Here is a 15735-nt window from a genome sequence, read left to right as displayed (position 1 = left end):
TAGGGGATAGTGTGGGAAAAGTCATCGCCATAGCCAACCAGAAGGGTGGAGTGGGTAAAACCACCACCTGTGTGAATCTGGCCGCCTCCCTGGCCGCCACCCGGCGCAAGGTGCTGGTGATCGATCTGGATCCGCAGGGCAATGCCACCATGGGCAGCGGTGTCGACAAGTACGAAGTCGAACGGACTGCCTATGAGCTGCTGATCGAAGACGCCCCTATTGGCGAGGTGATCATCCCCGAAACCTCGGGGGGCTATCACCTCATCGCCGCCAACGCCGACGTGACTGCGGCCGAAATCCGCCTGATGGAATTCTTTGCCCGCGAAATCCGCCTGCGCAATGCGCTGGCCTCGGTACGGGACAAATACGATTACATCTTCATCGACTGCCCGCCTTCTCTCAACATGCTGACCGTGAACGCCATGGCCGCCGCCGATTCCGTGCTGGTGCCCATGCAGTGCGAATACTATGCACTGGAAGGGCTTACCGCCCTGGTCGACACCATCAGCAAGCTGGCAGCCGTGGTCAATCCGGAGCTGAAGATCGAAGGGGTGCTGCGCACCATGTTCGATCACCGCAACCGGCTGGCCAATGATGTGTCCGATCAGCTGAAACAGCATTTCGGGGACAAGGTCTATCGCACCATCATCCCCCGCAACGTAAGACTGGCGGAGGCACCGAGCTTCGGTGCTCCGGCCATGCACTATGACAAATCATCGGTGGGTGCCAAGGCCTATCTGGCGCTGGCGGGCGAGATGCTGCGCCGCCAGGAGCAGGAGCGTCAGGTGACCATCGCAGACCGAGAGAGCATATGACGCCGAAAAAACGTGGACTGGGCAAGGGGCTGGACGCCCTGCTCAGCACCAGCACGGCCGCGCGCCAGAAACAGGTGATGAGCGACCAGCGTACCGAGCAGGCTATGGCCCCCACCAATCAGGGTGAGCTGCGCAGGCTGCCGGTGGAGTGGTTACAGTCCGGCAAGTACCAGCCACGCAAGGACATGTCGCAGGATGCACTGGAAGATCTGGCCAATTCCATCCGCGCCCAAGGGGTGATCCAGCCGATCGTGGTGCGCCCCCTTGGCGAGCAATCCTTTGAAATCATCGCCGGTGAGCGACGTTGGCGTGCCTCCCAGCTGGCCCGGCTCGATGTAGTGCCCTGTATTGTCAAGGATGTGCCCGACGAGGCTGCCGTCGCCATCGCGCTGATTGAGAACATCCAGCGTGAAGATCTCAATGCCATCGAAGAGGCGGTCGCCCTGCAGCGGCTGCTGACCGAATTCGAGCTGACCCACCAGCAGGTGGCCGAGGCGGTAGGCAAGTCCCGCACCACGGTCACCAACCTGTTGCGTCTCAATCAGCTCAACGACGACGTCAAGCGTTTCGTCGAGCACGGTGATCTCGATATGGGTCATGCCCGCGCCCTGCTGGCGTTGAGTGGCCAGGCCCAGTCCGAACTGGCCAAGCTGGTCGCCCAGAAGGGGCTGACAGTGCGAGATACCGAGAAGCTGGTTCAAAAAACACTCGAACCGGCAAAAGCCAAGGTTGAACCTGTCCGTGATCCGCAGTTTGGTTACCTGGAGCGCCAGATTTCAGAAAAAATTGGTAATCAGGTACAGCTTCAGCCGGGGAAGCAGGATAGCGGCAAGTTAGTAATAAGTTACGAGAACTTAGCCGGTTTGGACCGGGTATTGGGCTATTTTGGCCTGTCAGAAACGTGATTTTTACGCTTTTTGTAGTAATAAAACATCTATTCCTTTTGATATGAACGTAACCTTGATTCTGTACGGAAAGCCGCAAAAATTAAGGGTTTTTGTCATATTGCAATCACCGCCTTCAAGGGTATAATTTGACCGGCTTTTTGGGCTGTCATTTCGTGTGTGTCAACATGTCGATTTTTACAGTTCTGTAATGTTCAGGGGGCATTTGGTGGAGCAAAAATTAGCCTGGAAAGGTTTGACACTGGCCTTGGCTATACTTGCTTGCCAACTTACCCTGATCTTGGTTGTGAGTGCCGTTTGGGTTCACCTGAGAGGCATTCCTGCTGGATACGCGTCCCTCTATGGGGGAGGTGTATATCTGATTCCACAACTCCTGTTCAGTCTCTTTACGTTGAGCCGGAAGCTTGGCCCCGGGAGTGCGGGCTGGGTGTTGTGGGATTTTTGTGTTGGAGCAGGGATCAAGCTGGTAAGTACAGTCGCACTCTTCGTGACTGTACTCCTGTACGTCGAGGTGGAACATCTCCCCCTTTATGTCACCTATTCGCTATCCCTGTTTTTCCAATGGGTCATAACGATCGTTCTCAATAACCGCTACTAGGAAAACTCATGGCTGCAACCGGAGAAGCCCTGACTACTCAGGGATACATCTCCCACCACCTGCACCATCTGCAAGTGGGTTCGGGGTTCTGGACGGTAAATATCGACTCCATGATATTTTCCGTTATCCTCGGCGCTCTGTTTATCTGGATATTCCGCAAGGTGGCCGTGACGGCGACCAGCGGTGTGCCAGACAAGCTTCAGTGTTTTGTAGAAATGGTTGTCGAGTTTGTGGATGACACTGTCAAGGGTATCTTCCACGGTAAGAGCAAGCTGATCGCTCCGCTGGCACTGACCGTGTTCATCTGGGTTTTCCTGATGAACTTGATGGACCTCATCCCGGTTGACTACCTGCCCTACACAGCACAATTGCTGGGCGTCCCCAACTTGCGAGTAGTTCCTTCCGCCGATGTTAACATCACTATGTCCATGGCTCTGGGAGTCTTCGCCTTAATCATCATTTACAGTATCAAGATGAAAGGTGTCTCGGGCTTTGTGAAAGAGTTGACCCTCAGCCCTTTCAATCACTGGGCATTTATCCCTGTTAACATTGCGTTGGAGTTGGTTACCCTGCTGTCCAAACCCGTTTCTCAGGGTTTGCGTCTGTTTGGTAACATGTATGCCGGTGAACTGGTATTTATCCTGATCGCTGGTCTGCTACCGTGGTGGTCCCAATGGCTGCTTAGCGTGCCTTGGGCACTGTTCCACATTCTGGTAATTACTCTGCAAGCCTTTATCTTCATGGTGTTGACCATTGTCTATTTGTCGATGGCCAGTGAAGACCATTAATCCTGTTACGTTTACTCGCTCTGTTTGGAGAATATAAAGATGGAAATGATTTACTTTGCCGCTGCAATCATGCTGGGTATGGCCGCTGTCGGTGCCGCTATCGGTATCGCTCTGCTGGGTGGCAAGTTTCTGGAAGGCGCTGCGCGTCAGCCTGACCTGATGCCTATCCTGCGTACCAACTTCTTCATCGTAATGGGTCTGGTCGATGCAATCCCGATGATTGTGGTCGGTATGGCTCTGTACCTGATTTTCGGGGTTGCAGCCTGATAAGTGATGCTGTTGTTATCACTTTCTTTTTAAATTTCATATAGAGAGGTCTTGGTTGTGAGTATCAATGCCACCCTCCTCGGTCAGACAATTGCTTTCATCATTTTTGTCTGGTGCTGCATGAAGTTTGTATGGCCGCCCCTGATGGCTGCCATCGAGGCTCGTCAGAAAAAAATTGCTGATGGCCTCTCTTCCGCAGAGCGTGCCAAGAAAGATCTGGATTTGGCCAAGGCCAACGCCACCGATCAGCTGAAAGAAGCCAAGCTTCAGGCTGCAGAAATCATTGAGCAGGCTAACAAACGTAAAGCCCAGATCATTGATGATGCTGCTGTCGGAGCCCAGACTGAGCGGGAAAAAATCCTGGCTCAGGGCCGAGCCGAGCTCGAAGCTGAACGTCATCGTGCCAAAGAAGAACTGCGTAAGCAGGTTGCTGCTCTTGCCATTGCTGGTGCAGAGAAGATCCTGGCGCGTCACATCGACCAGGCTGCCAACAGCGACATCGTCGACAAACTGGTAGCAGAACTGTAACGGGAACGGGGCTATGTCTGAACTGACTACAATCGCTCGCCCCTACGCCAAGGCTGCTTTCGAGTTTGCCGTTGAGCACAAGGCGGTTGACCAGTGGCTGGGGATGCTCGGCTTCGCTGCACAAGTAGCGGAGAACGGGACAATTCACTCACTGGTACACGGCTCTGTGGCTGCCGAAGAGCTCGCAAACCTGTTTGTGGGCGTCTGCGGTGAGCAACTCGACGAGCATGGCCAGAACCTGATCCGGGTGATGGCCGAGAATGGTCGCTTGGGTGTGCTGCCGGCGGTCGTTGCTGAATTTGTAGCGTTCAAGGCTGAACTGGATAAAGAAGTTCAGGCTGACGTGATTTCGGCGACCGAACTGACCGACCAGCAGAAAGCCGCTATTCAGGCTTCTCTGGAACAACGTCTCGCGCGCAAAGTGAAGCTGAATTGCAGCATGGATGCGTCCTTGATGGCCGGGGTGCTCATCAAGGCCGGTGATCTGGTAATCGACGGCTCTGTCCGCGGTAAGCTGGATCGCATGGCTGACGCGCTGCAATCTTGATTGGGGTATTAGAGCATGCAACTGAATTCCACTGAAATCGCCGAGCTTATCAAGCAGCGCATCGCGCAGTTTGATGTCAAAAGCGAAGCGCGTAACGAAGGTACCATCGTCTCTGTGAGCGACGGTATCATTCGTATTCACGGCCTGGCCGATGCCATGCAAGGTGAGATGATCGAGCTGCCGGGCAACCGCTTCGCTCTGGCATTGAACCTGGAGCGTGACTCCGTCGGTGCTGTGATCATGGGTTCCTATGACGGTCTGTCAGAAGGAATGAAAGTAAAAGGCACTGGCCGTATTCTGGAAGTGCCGGTCGGTCGTGGTTTGTTGGGCCGGGTGCTGAACACCCTGGGCCAGCCGATCGACGGTAAAGGTCCGGTCGACAACGACGGCTTCTCGCCGATCGAAGTGATCGCCCCGGGCGTTATCGAGCGCAAGTCTGTTGACCAGCCGGTTCAGACCGGTCTGAAAGCCATCGATGCCATGATCCCCATCGGTCGTGGCCAGCGTGAGCTGATCATCGGTGACCGTCAGGTGGGCAAGACCGCCATCGCGATCGACACCATCATCAACCAGAAAGACTCCGGCATTAAGTGTGTCTACGTTGCGATTGGCCAGAAGGCCTCCACCATCGCCAACGTGGTGCGCAAGCTGGAAGAGCACGGTGCCCTGGCCAACACCATAGTGGTGGTTGCCTCTGCCTCCGAAGCGGCGGCCCTGCAGTACCTGGCTCCGTATGCCGGTTGCTCCATGGGTGAGTACTTCCGTGACCGTGGTGAAGACGCGCTGATCATCTATGATGACCTGTCCAAGCAGGCCGTAGCTTATCGCCAGATCTCCCTGCTGCTGCGCCGTCCGCCAGGACGTGAAGCTTACCCGGGTGACGTTTTCTATCTGCACTCCCGTCTGCTTGAGCGTGCTGCTCGCGTCAACGCCGAGTACGTAGAGAAGTTCACCAAGGGTGAAGTGAAAGGCCAGACCGGTTCTTTGACCGCATTGCCGATCATCGAAACCCAGGCCGGTGACGTGTCTGCATTCGTACCGACCAACGTGATTTCCATCACCGATGGTCAGATCTTCCTGACGTCACAGCTGTTTAACTCCGGTATTCGTCCGGCGGTTGACCCGGGTATCTCCGTATCCCGTGTGGGCGGTGCCGCTCAGACCAAGATCGTCAAGAAGCTGTCCGGTGGTATCCGTACCGCACTGGCCCAGTATCGCGAGCTGGCGGCATTCGCCCAGTTCTCTTCCGATCTGGACGAGGCGACTCGCAAGCAGCTGGACCATGGTCAGAAAGTGACCGAGCTGATGAAGCAGAAACAGTACTCTCCGATGAGCGTGGCCCAGCAGTCGCTGGTGCTGTTCGCCGCCGAGAAAGGCTATCTCTCCGATGTCGAGCTGAACAAGATCGTCGACTTCGAAGCCGCTCTGCTCTCTTACGCCAATACCCAGCATGGTTCGCTGATGGCTGAAATCAATGCCAAAGCAGACTACAACGACGCGATCGTTGGCAAGCTGACTGCGTTGCTGGATGACTTCAAGGCAACCCAGACCTGGTAAGCGTGTGTGGCAGCGCGAGCTGCCACCTGATGGAGAGTAAGAGATGGCCGGCGCAAAAGAGATACGTAACAAGATCGGGAGTGTGAAAAACACTCAGAAGATCACCGGCGCTATGGAGATGGTGGCAGCAAGCAAGATGCGCCGTGCGCAGGAACGCATGTCTGCCAGCCGTCCGTACGCTCAAACCATGCGCAAGGTGATCGGCCATATCGCCCAGGGGAACTTGGAATACAAGCACCCCTACCTCATGGAACGTGAGGTCAAGCGAGTGGGTTACATCGTCGTCTCCACCGACCGTGGCCTGTGTGGCGGTTTGAACATTAACCTGTTCAAGGCTGCCCTCAATGATATGAAGCAATGGAGCGCGAAAGGTGCCAAGGTTGACCTGGCATTGATCGGCAACAAGGCCTCCAACTTCTTTGAACGGCACGGCGCCAAGGTGAAAGCTCATGTCGCAGGACTGGGTGACAACCCGAGCGTCAATGACCTGATTGGTTCAGTCAAAGTCATGCTGAAGGCTTACGACAACGGTGAGATTGACAAGCTGTACCTGGTGTACAACAAGTTCGTCAACACCATGGTGCAGCAACCACGAGTCGATCAACTGCTGCCTTTGCCCGTAACTGAAGACAGCAAGCTCGCCAAGCAGCAACCCTGGGATTACCTCTATGAGCCGGATCCCAAGCAACTGCTGGATACCCTGTTGATTCGCTACGTCGAATCCCAGGTGTACCAGGGGGTGGTAGAAAACTTGGCAAGTGAACAGGCAGCCCGAATGGTTGCCATGCAAGCCGCGACTGACAACGCCGGTAACCTGATTAACGATCTGCAACTGGTATACAACAAGGCCCGTCAGGCCAGTATTACCCAGGAGCTGACAGAGATCGTATCCGGTGCTGCTGCGGTGTAAGGCAAGGGTTATCAAAGGTTTAGAGGATTTGACATGAGTAACGGTTTCATCGTCCAAATCATCGGCGCTGTGGTGGACATCGAGTTCCCGCAGAATGCCGTGCCCCAGGTGTACGATGCACTGAAGGTCGTCAGCGAAGGTCAAGGCTTGGGTCTGGTGCTGGAAGTGCAGCAACAGATCGGCGGCGGCGTCGTTCGTTGCATCACCATGGGCTCCTCCGACGGTCTGCGTCGTGGGTTGGAAGTAATGAATAGCGGTAAATCCATCCAGGTGCCGGTCGGTGTATCGACTCTGGGTCGGATCATGAACGTACTGGGCGATCCGATCGACGAAAAAGGTCCGATCGGTGAAGAAGAGCGTTGGTCCATCCACCGCGCGGCCCCCAGCTACGAAGATCAGTCCAACAGCAACGACCTGCTGGAGACCGGCATCAAGGTTATCGACCTGGTATGCCCGTTCGCCAAGGGTGGTAAAGTCGGTCTGTTCGGTGGTGCCGGTGTCGGCAAGACCGTCAACATGATGGAGCTGATCCGTAACATCGCGATCGAACACAGTGGTTACTCTGTATTCGCCGGTGTGGGTGAGCGTACCCGTGAGGGTAACGACTTCTACCACGAGATGATGGAGTCCAACGTACTGGACAAAGTATCTCTGGTTTACGGTCAGATGAACGAGCCGCCCGGAAACCGTCTGCGCGTGGCGCTGACCGGCCTGACCATGGCCGAGAAGTTCCGTGACGAAGGTCGTGACGTGCTGTTCTTCGTGGACAACATCTACCGTTATACCCTGGCCGGTACCGAAGTATCCGCACTGCTTGGCCGTATGCCGTCTGCAGTAGGCTACCAGCCGACCCTGGCCGAGGAGATGGGTGTTCTGCAAGAGCGCATCACCTCCACCCGGACCGGTTCCATCACCTCAGTCCAGGCCGTTTACGTGCCTGCGGATGACTTGACCGACCCGTCTCCGGCGACCACCTTCGCCCACTTGGACGCCACCGTCGTTCTGTCCCGTCAGATCGCGGCACTGGGTATCTACCCGGCCGTTGACCCGCTGGACTCCACCTCCCGTCAGCTGGATCCGCTGGTGGTAGGCAAGGAGCACTACGAGACCGCTCGTGGTGTACAGACCGTACTGCAGCGCTACAAAGAGCTGAAGGACATCATCGCCATCCTGGGTATGGATGAACTGTCAGAAGAAGACAAACTGACCGTAGCCCGTGCCCGTAAGATCGAGCGTTTCCTGTCTCAACCGTTCTTCGTGGCAGAAGTGTTTACCGGTTCTCCGGGCAAATACGTGCCGCTGAAAGAGACCATCCGTGGTTTCCAGGGCATCCTGAAAGGCGAGTACGACGATCTGCCTGAGCAGGCGTTTTACATGGTTGGCAGCATCGACGAAGTCGTCGAGAAATCCAAGAAACTGTAAGCCTCGATAGGAGGGCCCATGGCTGAGATGATCTCCTTTCACCTGGATGTGGTGAGCGCCGAAGGGAAACTTTTTTCCGGTCGGGTGCAATCTGCTCAGGTATCAGGCTCCGAAGGTGAGCTGGGTCTCCGTCACGGTCATGCTCCGTTGCTGACTGCCATCAAGCCGGGCCTGGTCCGCTTGATCAAGCAAAATGGTAGCGAAGAGGTGTTGTATATTTCCGGCGGCATGCTGGAAGTGCAACCCGAATCCGTGACCGTGCTGGCGGACACTGCGATTCGTGCTGACGACTTGGATGAGGCGAAAGCCCAGGAAGCCAAGCGCGCAGCCGAAGAGCGGATCCACAGCTCCCATGGTGATATCGACTACGCCCAGGCCGCCACCGAGCTGGCCAAGGCGATGGCCCAATTGCGGGTTATCGATATCGTCAAAAAGAATTACCGCTAATAACGGTGATGCAAAAAGCGACCTTCGGGTCGCTTTTTTTTTACTCGTTGGATAGACTCCGCCGAGTATTTATTCATGTTCCAAAGGTCGAGTTATGTCCCTCAATGTCGTGATCCTGGCGGCGGGTAAAGGTACCCGCATGCGTTCAGTCCTGCCCAAGGTGCTGCACCCGGTAGCCAATAAACCCATGGTTTCCCATGTGATTGACACCGCCCGCAAGGTGGGTGCCGAGCAACTGCATCTGGTGTATGGCCACGGTGCCGAGCTGTTGAAGGAGCGGATCCTTGCGCCCGACCTGAACTGGGTGCTGCAGGCGCAGCAACTGGGTACCGGCCATGCCGTTGCCCAGGCCATCCCGTTCTGGAAAGATGAAGATGACGTGCTGGTGCTGTACGGCGACACCCCGCTGATCCAGCCGGAGACCCTGCAACGGCTGCTGGCCGCCAAGGCTGACAACGGCATGGCGCTGCTGACAGTGGTGCTGGACAACCCGACCGGTTACGGCCGCATAGTGCGCGCCAACGGTCAGGTGGTCGGCATCGTCGAGCAGAAGGATGCCAACGCAGAGCAGTTGACCATCCGTGAAGTGAACACGGGTGTGCTGGTGGCCAACGGCGCCGACTTGCGTGGCTGGTTGTCGCGCCTGGATAACAATAATGCCCAGGGCGAACTCTACCTGACCGACGTGATCGCCATGGCCCATGCCGATGGTTGCCCCATCGCTGCCGTCCATCCGGACAGCGCCATGGAAGTGGAAGGGGCCAACAACCGGGTTCAGCTGGCACAGTTGGAGCGCAGTTACCAGAAGATGCAGGCCGAGCAGCTGATGATCGCCGGTGTCACCCTGATCGACCCGGCCCGCTTTGATCTGCGCGGAACCCTCGAGATCGGTGAAGAGGTGGTGATCGATGTAAACGTCATCATCGAAGGCAAGGTGACGCTCGGTAATCATGTGCGTATCGGTGCCGGTGCCGTGTTGAAGGACTGCGTCATCGGCGACCACACCGAGGTGAAGCCCTACTCCGTCATCGAAGGTGCCCAGATTGCCGATCAGTGCTCGGTCGGCCCGTTTGCCCGTCTGCGCCCCGGGTCCGTACTGGAGCAGGATGCGCACGTTGGCAACTTCGTCGAGATGAAGAAATCCCGTCTCGGGGTCGGTTCCAAGTGTGGTCATCTCACCTATCTGGGAGATGCCGAGGTGGGGGCCAAGGTGAATATCGGTGCCGGTACCATCACCTGCAACTACGACGGCGTGAACAAGTTCCAGACCATCATAGAGGATGATGTGTTCGTGGGTTCCGATACCCAGCTGGTGGCGCCGGTGCGCATCGGCAAGGGCGCGACTCTGGGGGCGGGCTCCACCATCACCAAGGATGTAGCCGAGAACGAGCTGGTGATCACCCGGGTGCCCCAGCGTCACATCAAGAACTGGGCTCGCCCGGTCAAGAAGAAGTGATGCCTGATCAATAAAATGCAACCGGCGCCTGATGGCGCCGGTTTTTTTGGCTTATAGCTGATGGTTGGTGTCACTGGTCGATGGCTGGGGCGCAGCCCATGTGGTGACGGGGGCGTTGTAGTCCATCACCTGATACCAGTCGAGCTTGCGGGTCAGCACCATGATCAGCGCCAGTATGGCGAACAGCAGCAGGGCGCCGAGCAGCAAAGCAATCTCCTGTGCTTGCAGCAGACCGAACAGGATGGCGTAGACCAGCCCGAGCAGCGCCGCAAAGCCTATCCCCTGTTTCGGGCCACCCAGCACATGGCTGAGGTAAAAGCCGTTGAGCAGCACGCTGGCCAGTGCGGCGACCAGATAGGCCCAGCCAAAGCCGAGGTGCTCGGTCAGCGCCAGCAATACCAAATAGAAGATGGCCAGCCCCATGCCCACCAGCGCGTACTGGATTGGGTGGACCCGGAGCCCCTTGAGTAGCTCGAACATGAAGAAGCTGCTAAAGGTGAGGCCGATAAACAGCAGGGCATATTTGGCCGCCCGCTCGTTGAGCTGATAGTGATCCACCGGCTGCACCAGGCTGACGCTGAAGGCGGGCAGCGGCTCATCCCCTCTCTGCATCATGCGGATGAAACGGCTCTCCATGTCGGTGGCAAACCAGCTGCTCTGCCAGCTGGCGTCGAACCCCTGGGCGGTGAGGGTGCGGCTGCCCGGCAGAAAGTCGCCGATGAAGTTGGGGTGGGGCCAGTTGCTGGCGAGGTTGAGCTTGCTGTCCTGGCCGAGGGGCACCACTTCCAGCTCATTCATCCCCTGCAGATCCAGCTCGATATGAAAAGTACCGCCCTCCCCCGGTAGCGCGGCGAGCGGCGCATGGATGCCGGCCAGCCCGTCACCCAACAGGGCGCCGGGGGCAAACGGGATGCTCTGTTCACCCAATTGCAGCTCCGGCACGCGGTTGATGCCGCGGGCATCGGACAGCACCAGGCTCAGATAGGGTGTCCCCGCCACCAGCGCCGGATCGGTGCCATCGACGCTCAGTTCTGGCTCGCCGCTTATCGGGGCCTTGCTGTTCAGCCCAGTGGGCAGGCGTCCGGAGAGGGAGAGCTGGGCGTGATAGACCTGAGCCTGATAGATGCCGAGCTTGCGGGGGGTGACCTCCATGTTGGCCCGCACCTCCAGTTGCTCCGGCAGCAGGTAGCAGTAGATCTGCTGCTTGCGTTCGAAGCGCTTGCCATCCTGCTCCACTGTGACAATGCGGGTGTAAGGCTGCACCACAACCGGCCCCATCAGCCGCTGCGGACCACTGCTGCTGGCCATGATGCTGTGAATGGCCTGACTGCGGTAAGCCTGACGCTCCCGGTTCAGCTCCATGATGGATTGCACCGGCACCATTAGCAGCAGGCTGAGCAACAGCAGCAGAAAGATCTTGTGGGTGAATATCTGTTTGACCATGACACGTCTCCTTGTTGGATGGAACGAGTCTGTCAGCGCGAAGTGAAGGGGAGATGGGCTTGTGTGAAGTGGGGGTGAAGGGGGATAAAAAACCGGCGCCTTGCACCGGTCTTGGCATCACAGCCTCTTCAGCTGTTCGGGCAGGGCGGCAAACACCTCTTCCTTCGCCTTGAGTGAGGCGAATTGCTTGCCGGGTTTTTGCACTACCGTGTGGACGAAGATGAGTTGCTTGCCCGGCTTGCTGGCCCAGCCGACAAACCAGCCGATCTGCTGATCCCGGTTGAGGCTGCCATCCAGCAGCTTGGGGTAGCCCATGCCGGTCTTGCCGTGGATCTGCCAGCCGTCGATATCGGGCTGACGCAGGATATTGGCCGTGTGCTGCAGGGTCTGGGCGGAGACCGGCAGCTTGCCGCTCACCAGCTTGCCGAGGAAGCGAGCCTGCTCCTGGGGGCTGATGGCGAGGCTGGAGCTGAGCCAGGCCTGGGTCAGACCGTCGTGCTTGCCGGGGTTGCCCGAGAGATCCCGGTTGCCGTAGTCGAAGCGATCGACGTACTGCTGAAAGCGCTCCATCCCCAGCCACTCGGTGAGGCGCTGGGAGTACCAGATCACAGAGTGGGTGAGCCAGCGGCTCGGGGTTGTGGTCTCGCGCCAGGCGGGCAGCCAGTCATCGTCGCCGGGTTTGAACGGCAGGGCCGGCAGCGTTTCATCCACCAGGAAGCCGCTGTCATACCCCATCAGTGCCAGCGGGATCTTGAAGGTGGAGGCGGGAGTCAGCTGGCTGGAGCAATCCCCCTGGCTGCTGATGGGCTTGCCGCTGCCATCGGCAAACAGCAGGCAGCCGGAGGCGGCGCTGGTCGGCAGCGAGAATAGCAGGCCTGCAGCGAGCAGGCCGGGTAACAGAGTGCGTGACATGGGGTCTCCTTGGGCAAATGGGGCTAAGGGCCGGGAGGAGCGAGTATGACGCCGCTTTATGTGGCCAGTGTGAAGAGTCAGCCGGTGGGCAGCCAGAGCTCGGCCAGCACACCGCCATCGGGCTGGTTGCCGAGGCTCAGGTGGCCGCCGTGTTGGCGGGCCACCTCGGAGGCAAAGCTGAGCCCCAGGCCGCTGCTCTTGCCCTTGTCAGGCCTGGGCAGGGAGTAGAAACGCTCGAAGATACGTGGCAGGGCATAGTCCGGAATGCCGGGCCCCTGATCCCGTACCCGAAAGCCGTAACCGTCGGCGTGCATCTCGCCGGTCAATCTGATCGTGCTGCCAGCGGGTGAGAAGTCGAGGGCGTTGTCCAGCAGGTTGCCGAGGGCCTGCTCCACCAGCAGCGAGTCCCACTTCTGCTTCTGGGCCTCGCCGAGTTCGGCCACCAGCGTCACCTGGCGGCGCTGTGCGATGATCTGGCGGGCATCGAGCGCCCGTCTCCCTAGCCTGGCGGGGTCGGTGGCCTGGCGATCCAACCCCTGCCCCGACTCCAGTTTGGCCAGTTGCAGCATACGTTCTATCAGCTGCTGCATGCGGGCCGTCTCCAGATTGATGTTGCCGATAAAGCGCCGCGCCACCTCGGGTGGCGGCGCTTCCACCAGCAACTCCCCTGCCCCGCGAATGGCGGCCAGCGGGCTTTTGAGCTCGTGGGTCAGGCTGTGCACATAGGCTTCGATATAGGCCTTGCCATCCAGCTGGCGTCGCATGGTCTCCAGAGATCGGCCAAGCCGGTCCAGCTCTGGGCTGTAGAGCGGTGGCAGGCTGGCCGGCTGGTTGTGGCTGACCGCATCGGCGTAGTGCACCAGCTTGCCGATGGCGCGGTTGAGCCACCACACCAGCAGGGCGCCGATCAGCAGCGAGATGAACAGCAGCAGGGCCGCCCCCTGCAACAGCTGGTGCTCGCTGCGCTCTATCATGGGCAACAAAGTGCGGTTGGGCTTGGCGACCGTGAGGGATCCCAGGATATCGTCCCCTTCCCGCAGCGGCGCGGCCACGTGCATCACGGAACTGGCGGGATCGTCGGGATCGCTGCGGGTGCTGCGGGCTCCGTATTCACCGCGCAGGGTGCGATAGACATCGTTCCAGCGCGAGTAGTCCTTGCCCAGATCCATCCCGTCCGAGTCGTAAACCACCTTGCCCCAGCGGTCGACTACGTAGATGCGGTACTCTGCCTGCTGTTTGAGGTGGCCGTCGATCAGGGCATTGATGGGACTCTGGTTGAGGCGGGCGAAGGCGCTGGCCAGCCTGCCATCCGCCATCTTTCCTTCCTGCAGATCGTCCAGCGCCAGCGGCGCCAGCATCTGGGCCATGTCGACCAGGGTATCTTCGGTAGCGCTGCGTACCCCGGGTTTTATCTCCTCGACGAAGATCTCCAGTACGAACCAGGCGGCCAGTGCGAAGATCAGCACCAGCCCGCACAGCAGTTGCAATCCAATTCTCATGTCGACTCCCGGCCGGTGCCCGGCCGCAGCATGTTCATGCCAGTTCCAGGCTGTAGCCCAGCCCGCGATGGGTCAGGATCAGGTTGGCGTCCGGGTCGCGCTCCCGCAGCTTGGCGCGGATGGTCTTGATATGGGTGTCGACGGTGCGATCCAGGCTCTCCTCCGCCCCGCTCCATACCCGATCCATCAGCTGCTGACGGGAGTAGACCCGGCCCGGTGCCTGCATCAGCGTCTTGAGCAGCAGGTATTCGTAGCGAGTGAGCGCCAGTGGCTGACCGTGAAAGCTGATGCGGGCCCGCTCCTCATCCAGTGCCAGCAATTGGCTCGGTTGGGGGAGTGTGGGCTGGCTACGGCGCAGGATGACCCGCACCCTGGCGCAAACTTCCCGTGGCGAGAAGGGCTTGGCCACATAGTCGTCGGCCCCTATCTCCAGCCCGATCAGTCTGTCTATCTCCTCGCTGCGGGCGGTGAGGAACATCAGGGGGATGTCGGTCAGCGCCCTCACCTGCTTGCAGAGTTCGAAGCCGCTGATGTCTGGCAGCCCCACATCCAGGATCAGAAAATCGGGCCGCGTCTGTTCCAGTCGCGTCAACAGCGACTGACCAAGGGGGAACCACTCCACCTCGAAGCCGTCGGTTTGCAGCGCATAGATCAGGGTGTCGGCGATGCTGGCCTCATCTTCCACCAGCCAGATGACTTTTTTTTGCATGGCGTCCTCGTCGCAAATCAGCGTCCCCATTCTGGCATCGAACCAAATCGGATCCTATTTGCTGTTTTATTTTTCCAAAAAAGGCGCTAAAATTTCGATATTATTTCGAATCGAAACTTAAAGATGACCAAACGTAATACTCAGCAGCGTCGCCACACCATAGTGAGCCTGGTGCAGGAGCAGGGTGAAGTGAGCGTCGATACCCTTGCCAAGCACTTCTCCACCTCTGAAGTGACCATCCGCAAAGATCTGGCTGTGCTGGAAACCGGTGGCCTGCTGTTGCGTCGTTACGGTGGTGCCATACCCCTGCCCAGCGAGATGGTGGTGGACTGCAATCCCGAGCAAGTTTCGAAACGAAAGCTGGCCATAGCCCGTGCTGCCGCCGAACGGATCCGCGATCACAATCGCATCATCATCGACAGCGGCAGTACCACCAGCGCCATGATCCCCATGCTGGGAAACAAGCGCGGCCTCATCGTGATGACCAACTCCCTTAACGTGGCCGGCGCCCTGCGGGAATTGGAAAATGAGCCTATTCTGTTGATGACGGGTGGCACTTGGGACCCTCACTCTGAATCCTTCCAGGGTCAGGTAGCGGAGCAGGTATTGCGCTCCTATGACTTCGACCAGCTGTTCATTGGCGCCGATGGCATAGACCCGGAGCGGGGCACCACCACCTTCAACGAGCTGGTTGGTCTGTCACGGGTCATGGCTGAGGTGTCGCGGGAGGTCATCGTCATGGTTGAGTCGGAGAAGATAGGCCGCAAGATCCCCAACCTCGAGCTGCCTTGGGCGAACATCCAGACCCTGGTGACCGACGAAGGCTTGGCCACCTCGGCCAGAGAACAGATTCAAGCCCGGGGGATCACGCTGATCTGCGCCCCCGTGGCGGCTTAACCTGAATATCCAAACGAATTTCCATTTTTACCTCT

17 protein-coding genes are annotated in these 15735 nt (G+C 58.3%); 13 read left to right on the top strand and 4 right to left on the bottom strand.

Features of this window, described 5'->3' with window-relative positions:
* Window positions 1-11 precede the first annotated feature (11 nt).
* The 12 genes from WJM78_RS22625 to glmU all read left to right on the top strand — a co-directional run bounded on the left by WJM78_RS22625 (window position 12) and on the right by glmU (window position 10240).
* Complete coding sequence (locus tag WJM78_RS22625; protein WP_042037160.1) at window positions 12-815, top strand: ParA family protein; 804 nt, start codon at window positions 12-14, stop codon at window positions 813-815.
* The gene (locus tag WJM78_RS22620; protein ID WP_042037161.1) at window positions 812-1720 is read left to right on the top strand and encodes a ParB/RepB/Spo0J family partition protein; all 909 of its coding nucleotides are present in this window, start codon (window positions 812-814) and stop codon (window positions 1718-1720) included. The genes WJM78_RS22625 and WJM78_RS22620 overlap by 4 nt, the downstream gene beginning before the upstream one ends.
* Before the next feature lie 190 nt (window positions 1721-1910).
* Complete coding sequence (locus WJM78_RS22615; RefSeq protein WP_042037162.1) at window positions 1911-2318, top strand: ATP synthase subunit I; 408 nt, start codon at window positions 1911-1913, stop codon at window positions 2316-2318.
* Between the two features lie 8 nt (window positions 2319-2326).
* Entirely contained in the window at window positions 2327-3106 is a 780-nt protein-coding gene (gene atpB / locus WJM78_RS22610; RefSeq protein ID WP_042037163.1) for a F0F1 ATP synthase subunit A, read from the top strand.
* A gap of 39 nt (window positions 3107-3145) precedes the next feature.
* Window positions 3146-3373 carry a F0F1 ATP synthase subunit C gene (atpE, locus tag WJM78_RS22605; RefSeq protein WP_375134736.1) on the top strand — a complete coding sequence of 76 codons (228 nt, stop codon included), beginning with the start codon at window positions 3146-3148 and terminating at the stop codon, window positions 3371-3373.
* Between the two features lie 57 nt (window positions 3374-3430).
* On the top strand, window positions 3431-3901 hold the full coding sequence (atpF, locus tag WJM78_RS22600) for a F0F1 ATP synthase subunit B (protein ID WP_042037194.1): 471 nt from the start codon (window positions 3431-3433) through the stop codon (window positions 3899-3901).
* Window positions 3902-3914: 13 nt separating this feature from the next.
* Window positions 3915-4448, top strand: coding sequence for a F0F1 ATP synthase subunit delta (gene atpH / locus WJM78_RS22595; protein WP_212514636.1), 534 nt, complete (start codon window positions 3915-3917; stop codon window positions 4446-4448).
* Between the two features lie 15 nt (window positions 4449-4463).
* Window positions 4464-6005, top strand: a complete 1542-nt coding sequence (gene atpA / locus WJM78_RS22590) for a F0F1 ATP synthase subunit alpha (RefSeq protein WP_042037166.1) — start codon at window positions 4464-4466, stop codon at window positions 6003-6005.
* 43 nt (window positions 6006-6048) lie between these two features.
* Window positions 6049-6915 (top strand): F0F1 ATP synthase subunit gamma, encoded by an 867-nt coding sequence (atpG, locus tag WJM78_RS22585; protein ID WP_042037167.1) that lies wholly within the window; start codon window positions 6049-6051, stop codon window positions 6913-6915.
* A gap of 33 nt (window positions 6916-6948) precedes the next feature.
* Window positions 6949-8337, top strand: coding sequence for a F0F1 ATP synthase subunit beta (gene atpD / locus WJM78_RS22580; protein ID WP_042037168.1), 1389 nt, complete (start codon window positions 6949-6951; stop codon window positions 8335-8337).
* 18 nt (window positions 8338-8355) lie between these two features.
* Complete coding sequence (locus WJM78_RS22575; protein ID WP_042037169.1) at window positions 8356-8784, top strand: F0F1 ATP synthase subunit epsilon; 429 nt, start codon at window positions 8356-8358, stop codon at window positions 8782-8784.
* Window positions 8785-8878: 94 nt separating this feature from the next.
* On the top strand, window positions 8879-10240 hold the full coding sequence (gene glmU, locus WJM78_RS22570) for a bifunctional UDP-N-acetylglucosamine diphosphorylase/glucosamine-1-phosphate N-acetyltransferase GlmU (RefSeq protein ID WP_339012344.1): 1362 nt from the start codon (window positions 8879-8881) through the stop codon (window positions 10238-10240).
* 51 nt (window positions 10241-10291) lie between these two features.
* On the opposite strand, the gene creD is transcribed toward glmU, so the two are convergent.
* The 4 genes from creD to blrA all read right to left on the bottom strand — a co-directional run bounded on the left by creD (window position 10292) and on the right by blrA (window position 14803).
* Window positions 10292-11683 (bottom strand): cell envelope integrity protein CreD, encoded by a 1392-nt coding sequence (gene creD, locus WJM78_RS22565; protein ID WP_339012341.1) that lies wholly within the window; start codon window positions 11681-11683, stop codon window positions 10292-10294.
* Window positions 11684-11800: 117 nt separating this feature from the next.
* Window positions 11801-12595 carry a class D beta-lactamase gene (gene blaOXA, locus WJM78_RS22560; protein ID WP_339012338.1) on the bottom strand — a complete coding sequence of 265 codons (795 nt, stop codon included), beginning with the start codon at window positions 12593-12595 and terminating at the stop codon, window positions 11801-11803.
* A 77-nt stretch (window positions 12596-12672) separates the two neighbouring features.
* Entirely contained in the window at window positions 12673-14094 is a 1422-nt protein-coding gene (gene blrB / locus WJM78_RS22555; protein WP_339012335.1) for a beta-lactam sensor histidine kinase BlrB, read from the bottom strand.
* Between the two features lie 34 nt (window positions 14095-14128).
* Window positions 14129-14803, bottom strand: a complete 675-nt coding sequence (gene blrA / locus WJM78_RS22550; RefSeq protein WP_339012332.1) for a beta-lactam response regulator transcription factor BlrA — start codon at window positions 14801-14803, stop codon at window positions 14129-14131.
* A 123-nt stretch (window positions 14804-14926) separates the two neighbouring features.
* Between blrA and WJM78_RS22545 the strand changes: the two genes are divergently transcribed.
* The gene (locus WJM78_RS22545; RefSeq protein WP_042037175.1) at window positions 14927-15700 is read left to right on the top strand and encodes a DeoR/GlpR family DNA-binding transcription regulator; all 774 of its coding nucleotides are present in this window, start codon (window positions 14927-14929) and stop codon (window positions 15698-15700) included.
* The last annotated feature ends 35 nt before the right edge of the window (window positions 15701-15735 follow it).

This window comes from Aeromonas popoffii (assembly GCF_037818705.1).
Taxonomy (GTDB): Bacteria; Pseudomonadota; Gammaproteobacteria; order Enterobacterales; family Aeromonadaceae; genus Aeromonas; species Aeromonas popoffii.
Note: the sequence above shows the minus strand (reverse complement) of the source record. Positions and strands in the feature narration are given on the sequence as shown.

What these genes read in the sequence shown, in the direction of transcription:
- WJM78_RS22545 (WP_042037175.1), top strand. Translation starts at nt 14,927, where the DNA reads ATGACCAAACGTAATACTCAGCAGCGTCGCCACACCATAGTGAGCCTG.
- glmU (WP_339012344.1), top strand. Translation starts at nt 8,879, where the DNA reads ATGTCCCTCAATGTCGTGATCCTGGCGGCGGGTAAAGGTACCCGCATG.
- atpH (WP_212514636.1), top strand. Translation starts at nt 3,915, where the DNA reads ATGTCTGAACTGACTACAATCGCTCGCCCCTACGCCAAGGCTGCTTTC.
- WJM78_RS22620 (WP_042037161.1), top strand. Translation starts at nt 812, where the DNA reads ATGACGCCGAAAAAACGTGGACTGGGCAAGGGGCTGGACGCCCTGCTC.
- atpA (WP_042037166.1), top strand. Translation starts at nt 4,464, where the DNA reads ATGCAACTGAATTCCACTGAAATCGCCGAGCTTATCAAGCAGCGCATC.
- WJM78_RS22575 (WP_042037169.1), top strand. Translation starts at nt 8,356, where the DNA reads ATGGCTGAGATGATCTCCTTTCACCTGGATGTGGTGAGCGCCGAAGGG.
- atpE (WP_375134736.1), top strand. Translation starts at nt 3,146, where the DNA reads ATGGAAATGATTTACTTTGCCGCTGCAATCATGCTGGGTATGGCCGCT.
- blaOXA (WP_339012338.1), bottom strand. Translation starts at nt 12,595, where the DNA reads ATGTCACGCACTCTGTTACCCGGCCTGCTCGCTGCAGGCCTGCTATTC.
- blrA (WP_339012332.1), bottom strand. Translation starts at nt 14,803, where the DNA reads ATGCAAAAAAAAGTCATCTGGCTGGTGGAAGATGAGGCCAGCATCGCC.
- WJM78_RS22615 (WP_042037162.1), top strand. Translation starts at nt 1,911, where the DNA reads ATGTTCAGGGGGCATTTGGTGGAGCAAAAATTAGCCTGGAAAGGTTTG.
- creD (WP_339012341.1), bottom strand. Translation starts at nt 11,683, where the DNA reads ATGGTCAAACAGATATTCACCCACAAGATCTTTCTGCTGCTGTTGCTC.
- atpG (WP_042037167.1), top strand. Translation starts at nt 6,049, where the DNA reads ATGGCCGGCGCAAAAGAGATACGTAACAAGATCGGGAGTGTGAAAAAC.
- blrB (WP_339012335.1), bottom strand. Translation starts at nt 14,094, where the DNA reads ATGAGAATTGGATTGCAACTGCTGTGCGGGCTGGTGCTGATCTTCGCA.
- atpB (WP_042037163.1), top strand. Translation starts at nt 2,327, where the DNA reads ATGGCTGCAACCGGAGAAGCCCTGACTACTCAGGGATACATCTCCCAC.
- atpD (WP_042037168.1), top strand. Translation starts at nt 6,949, where the DNA reads ATGAGTAACGGTTTCATCGTCCAAATCATCGGCGCTGTGGTGGACATC.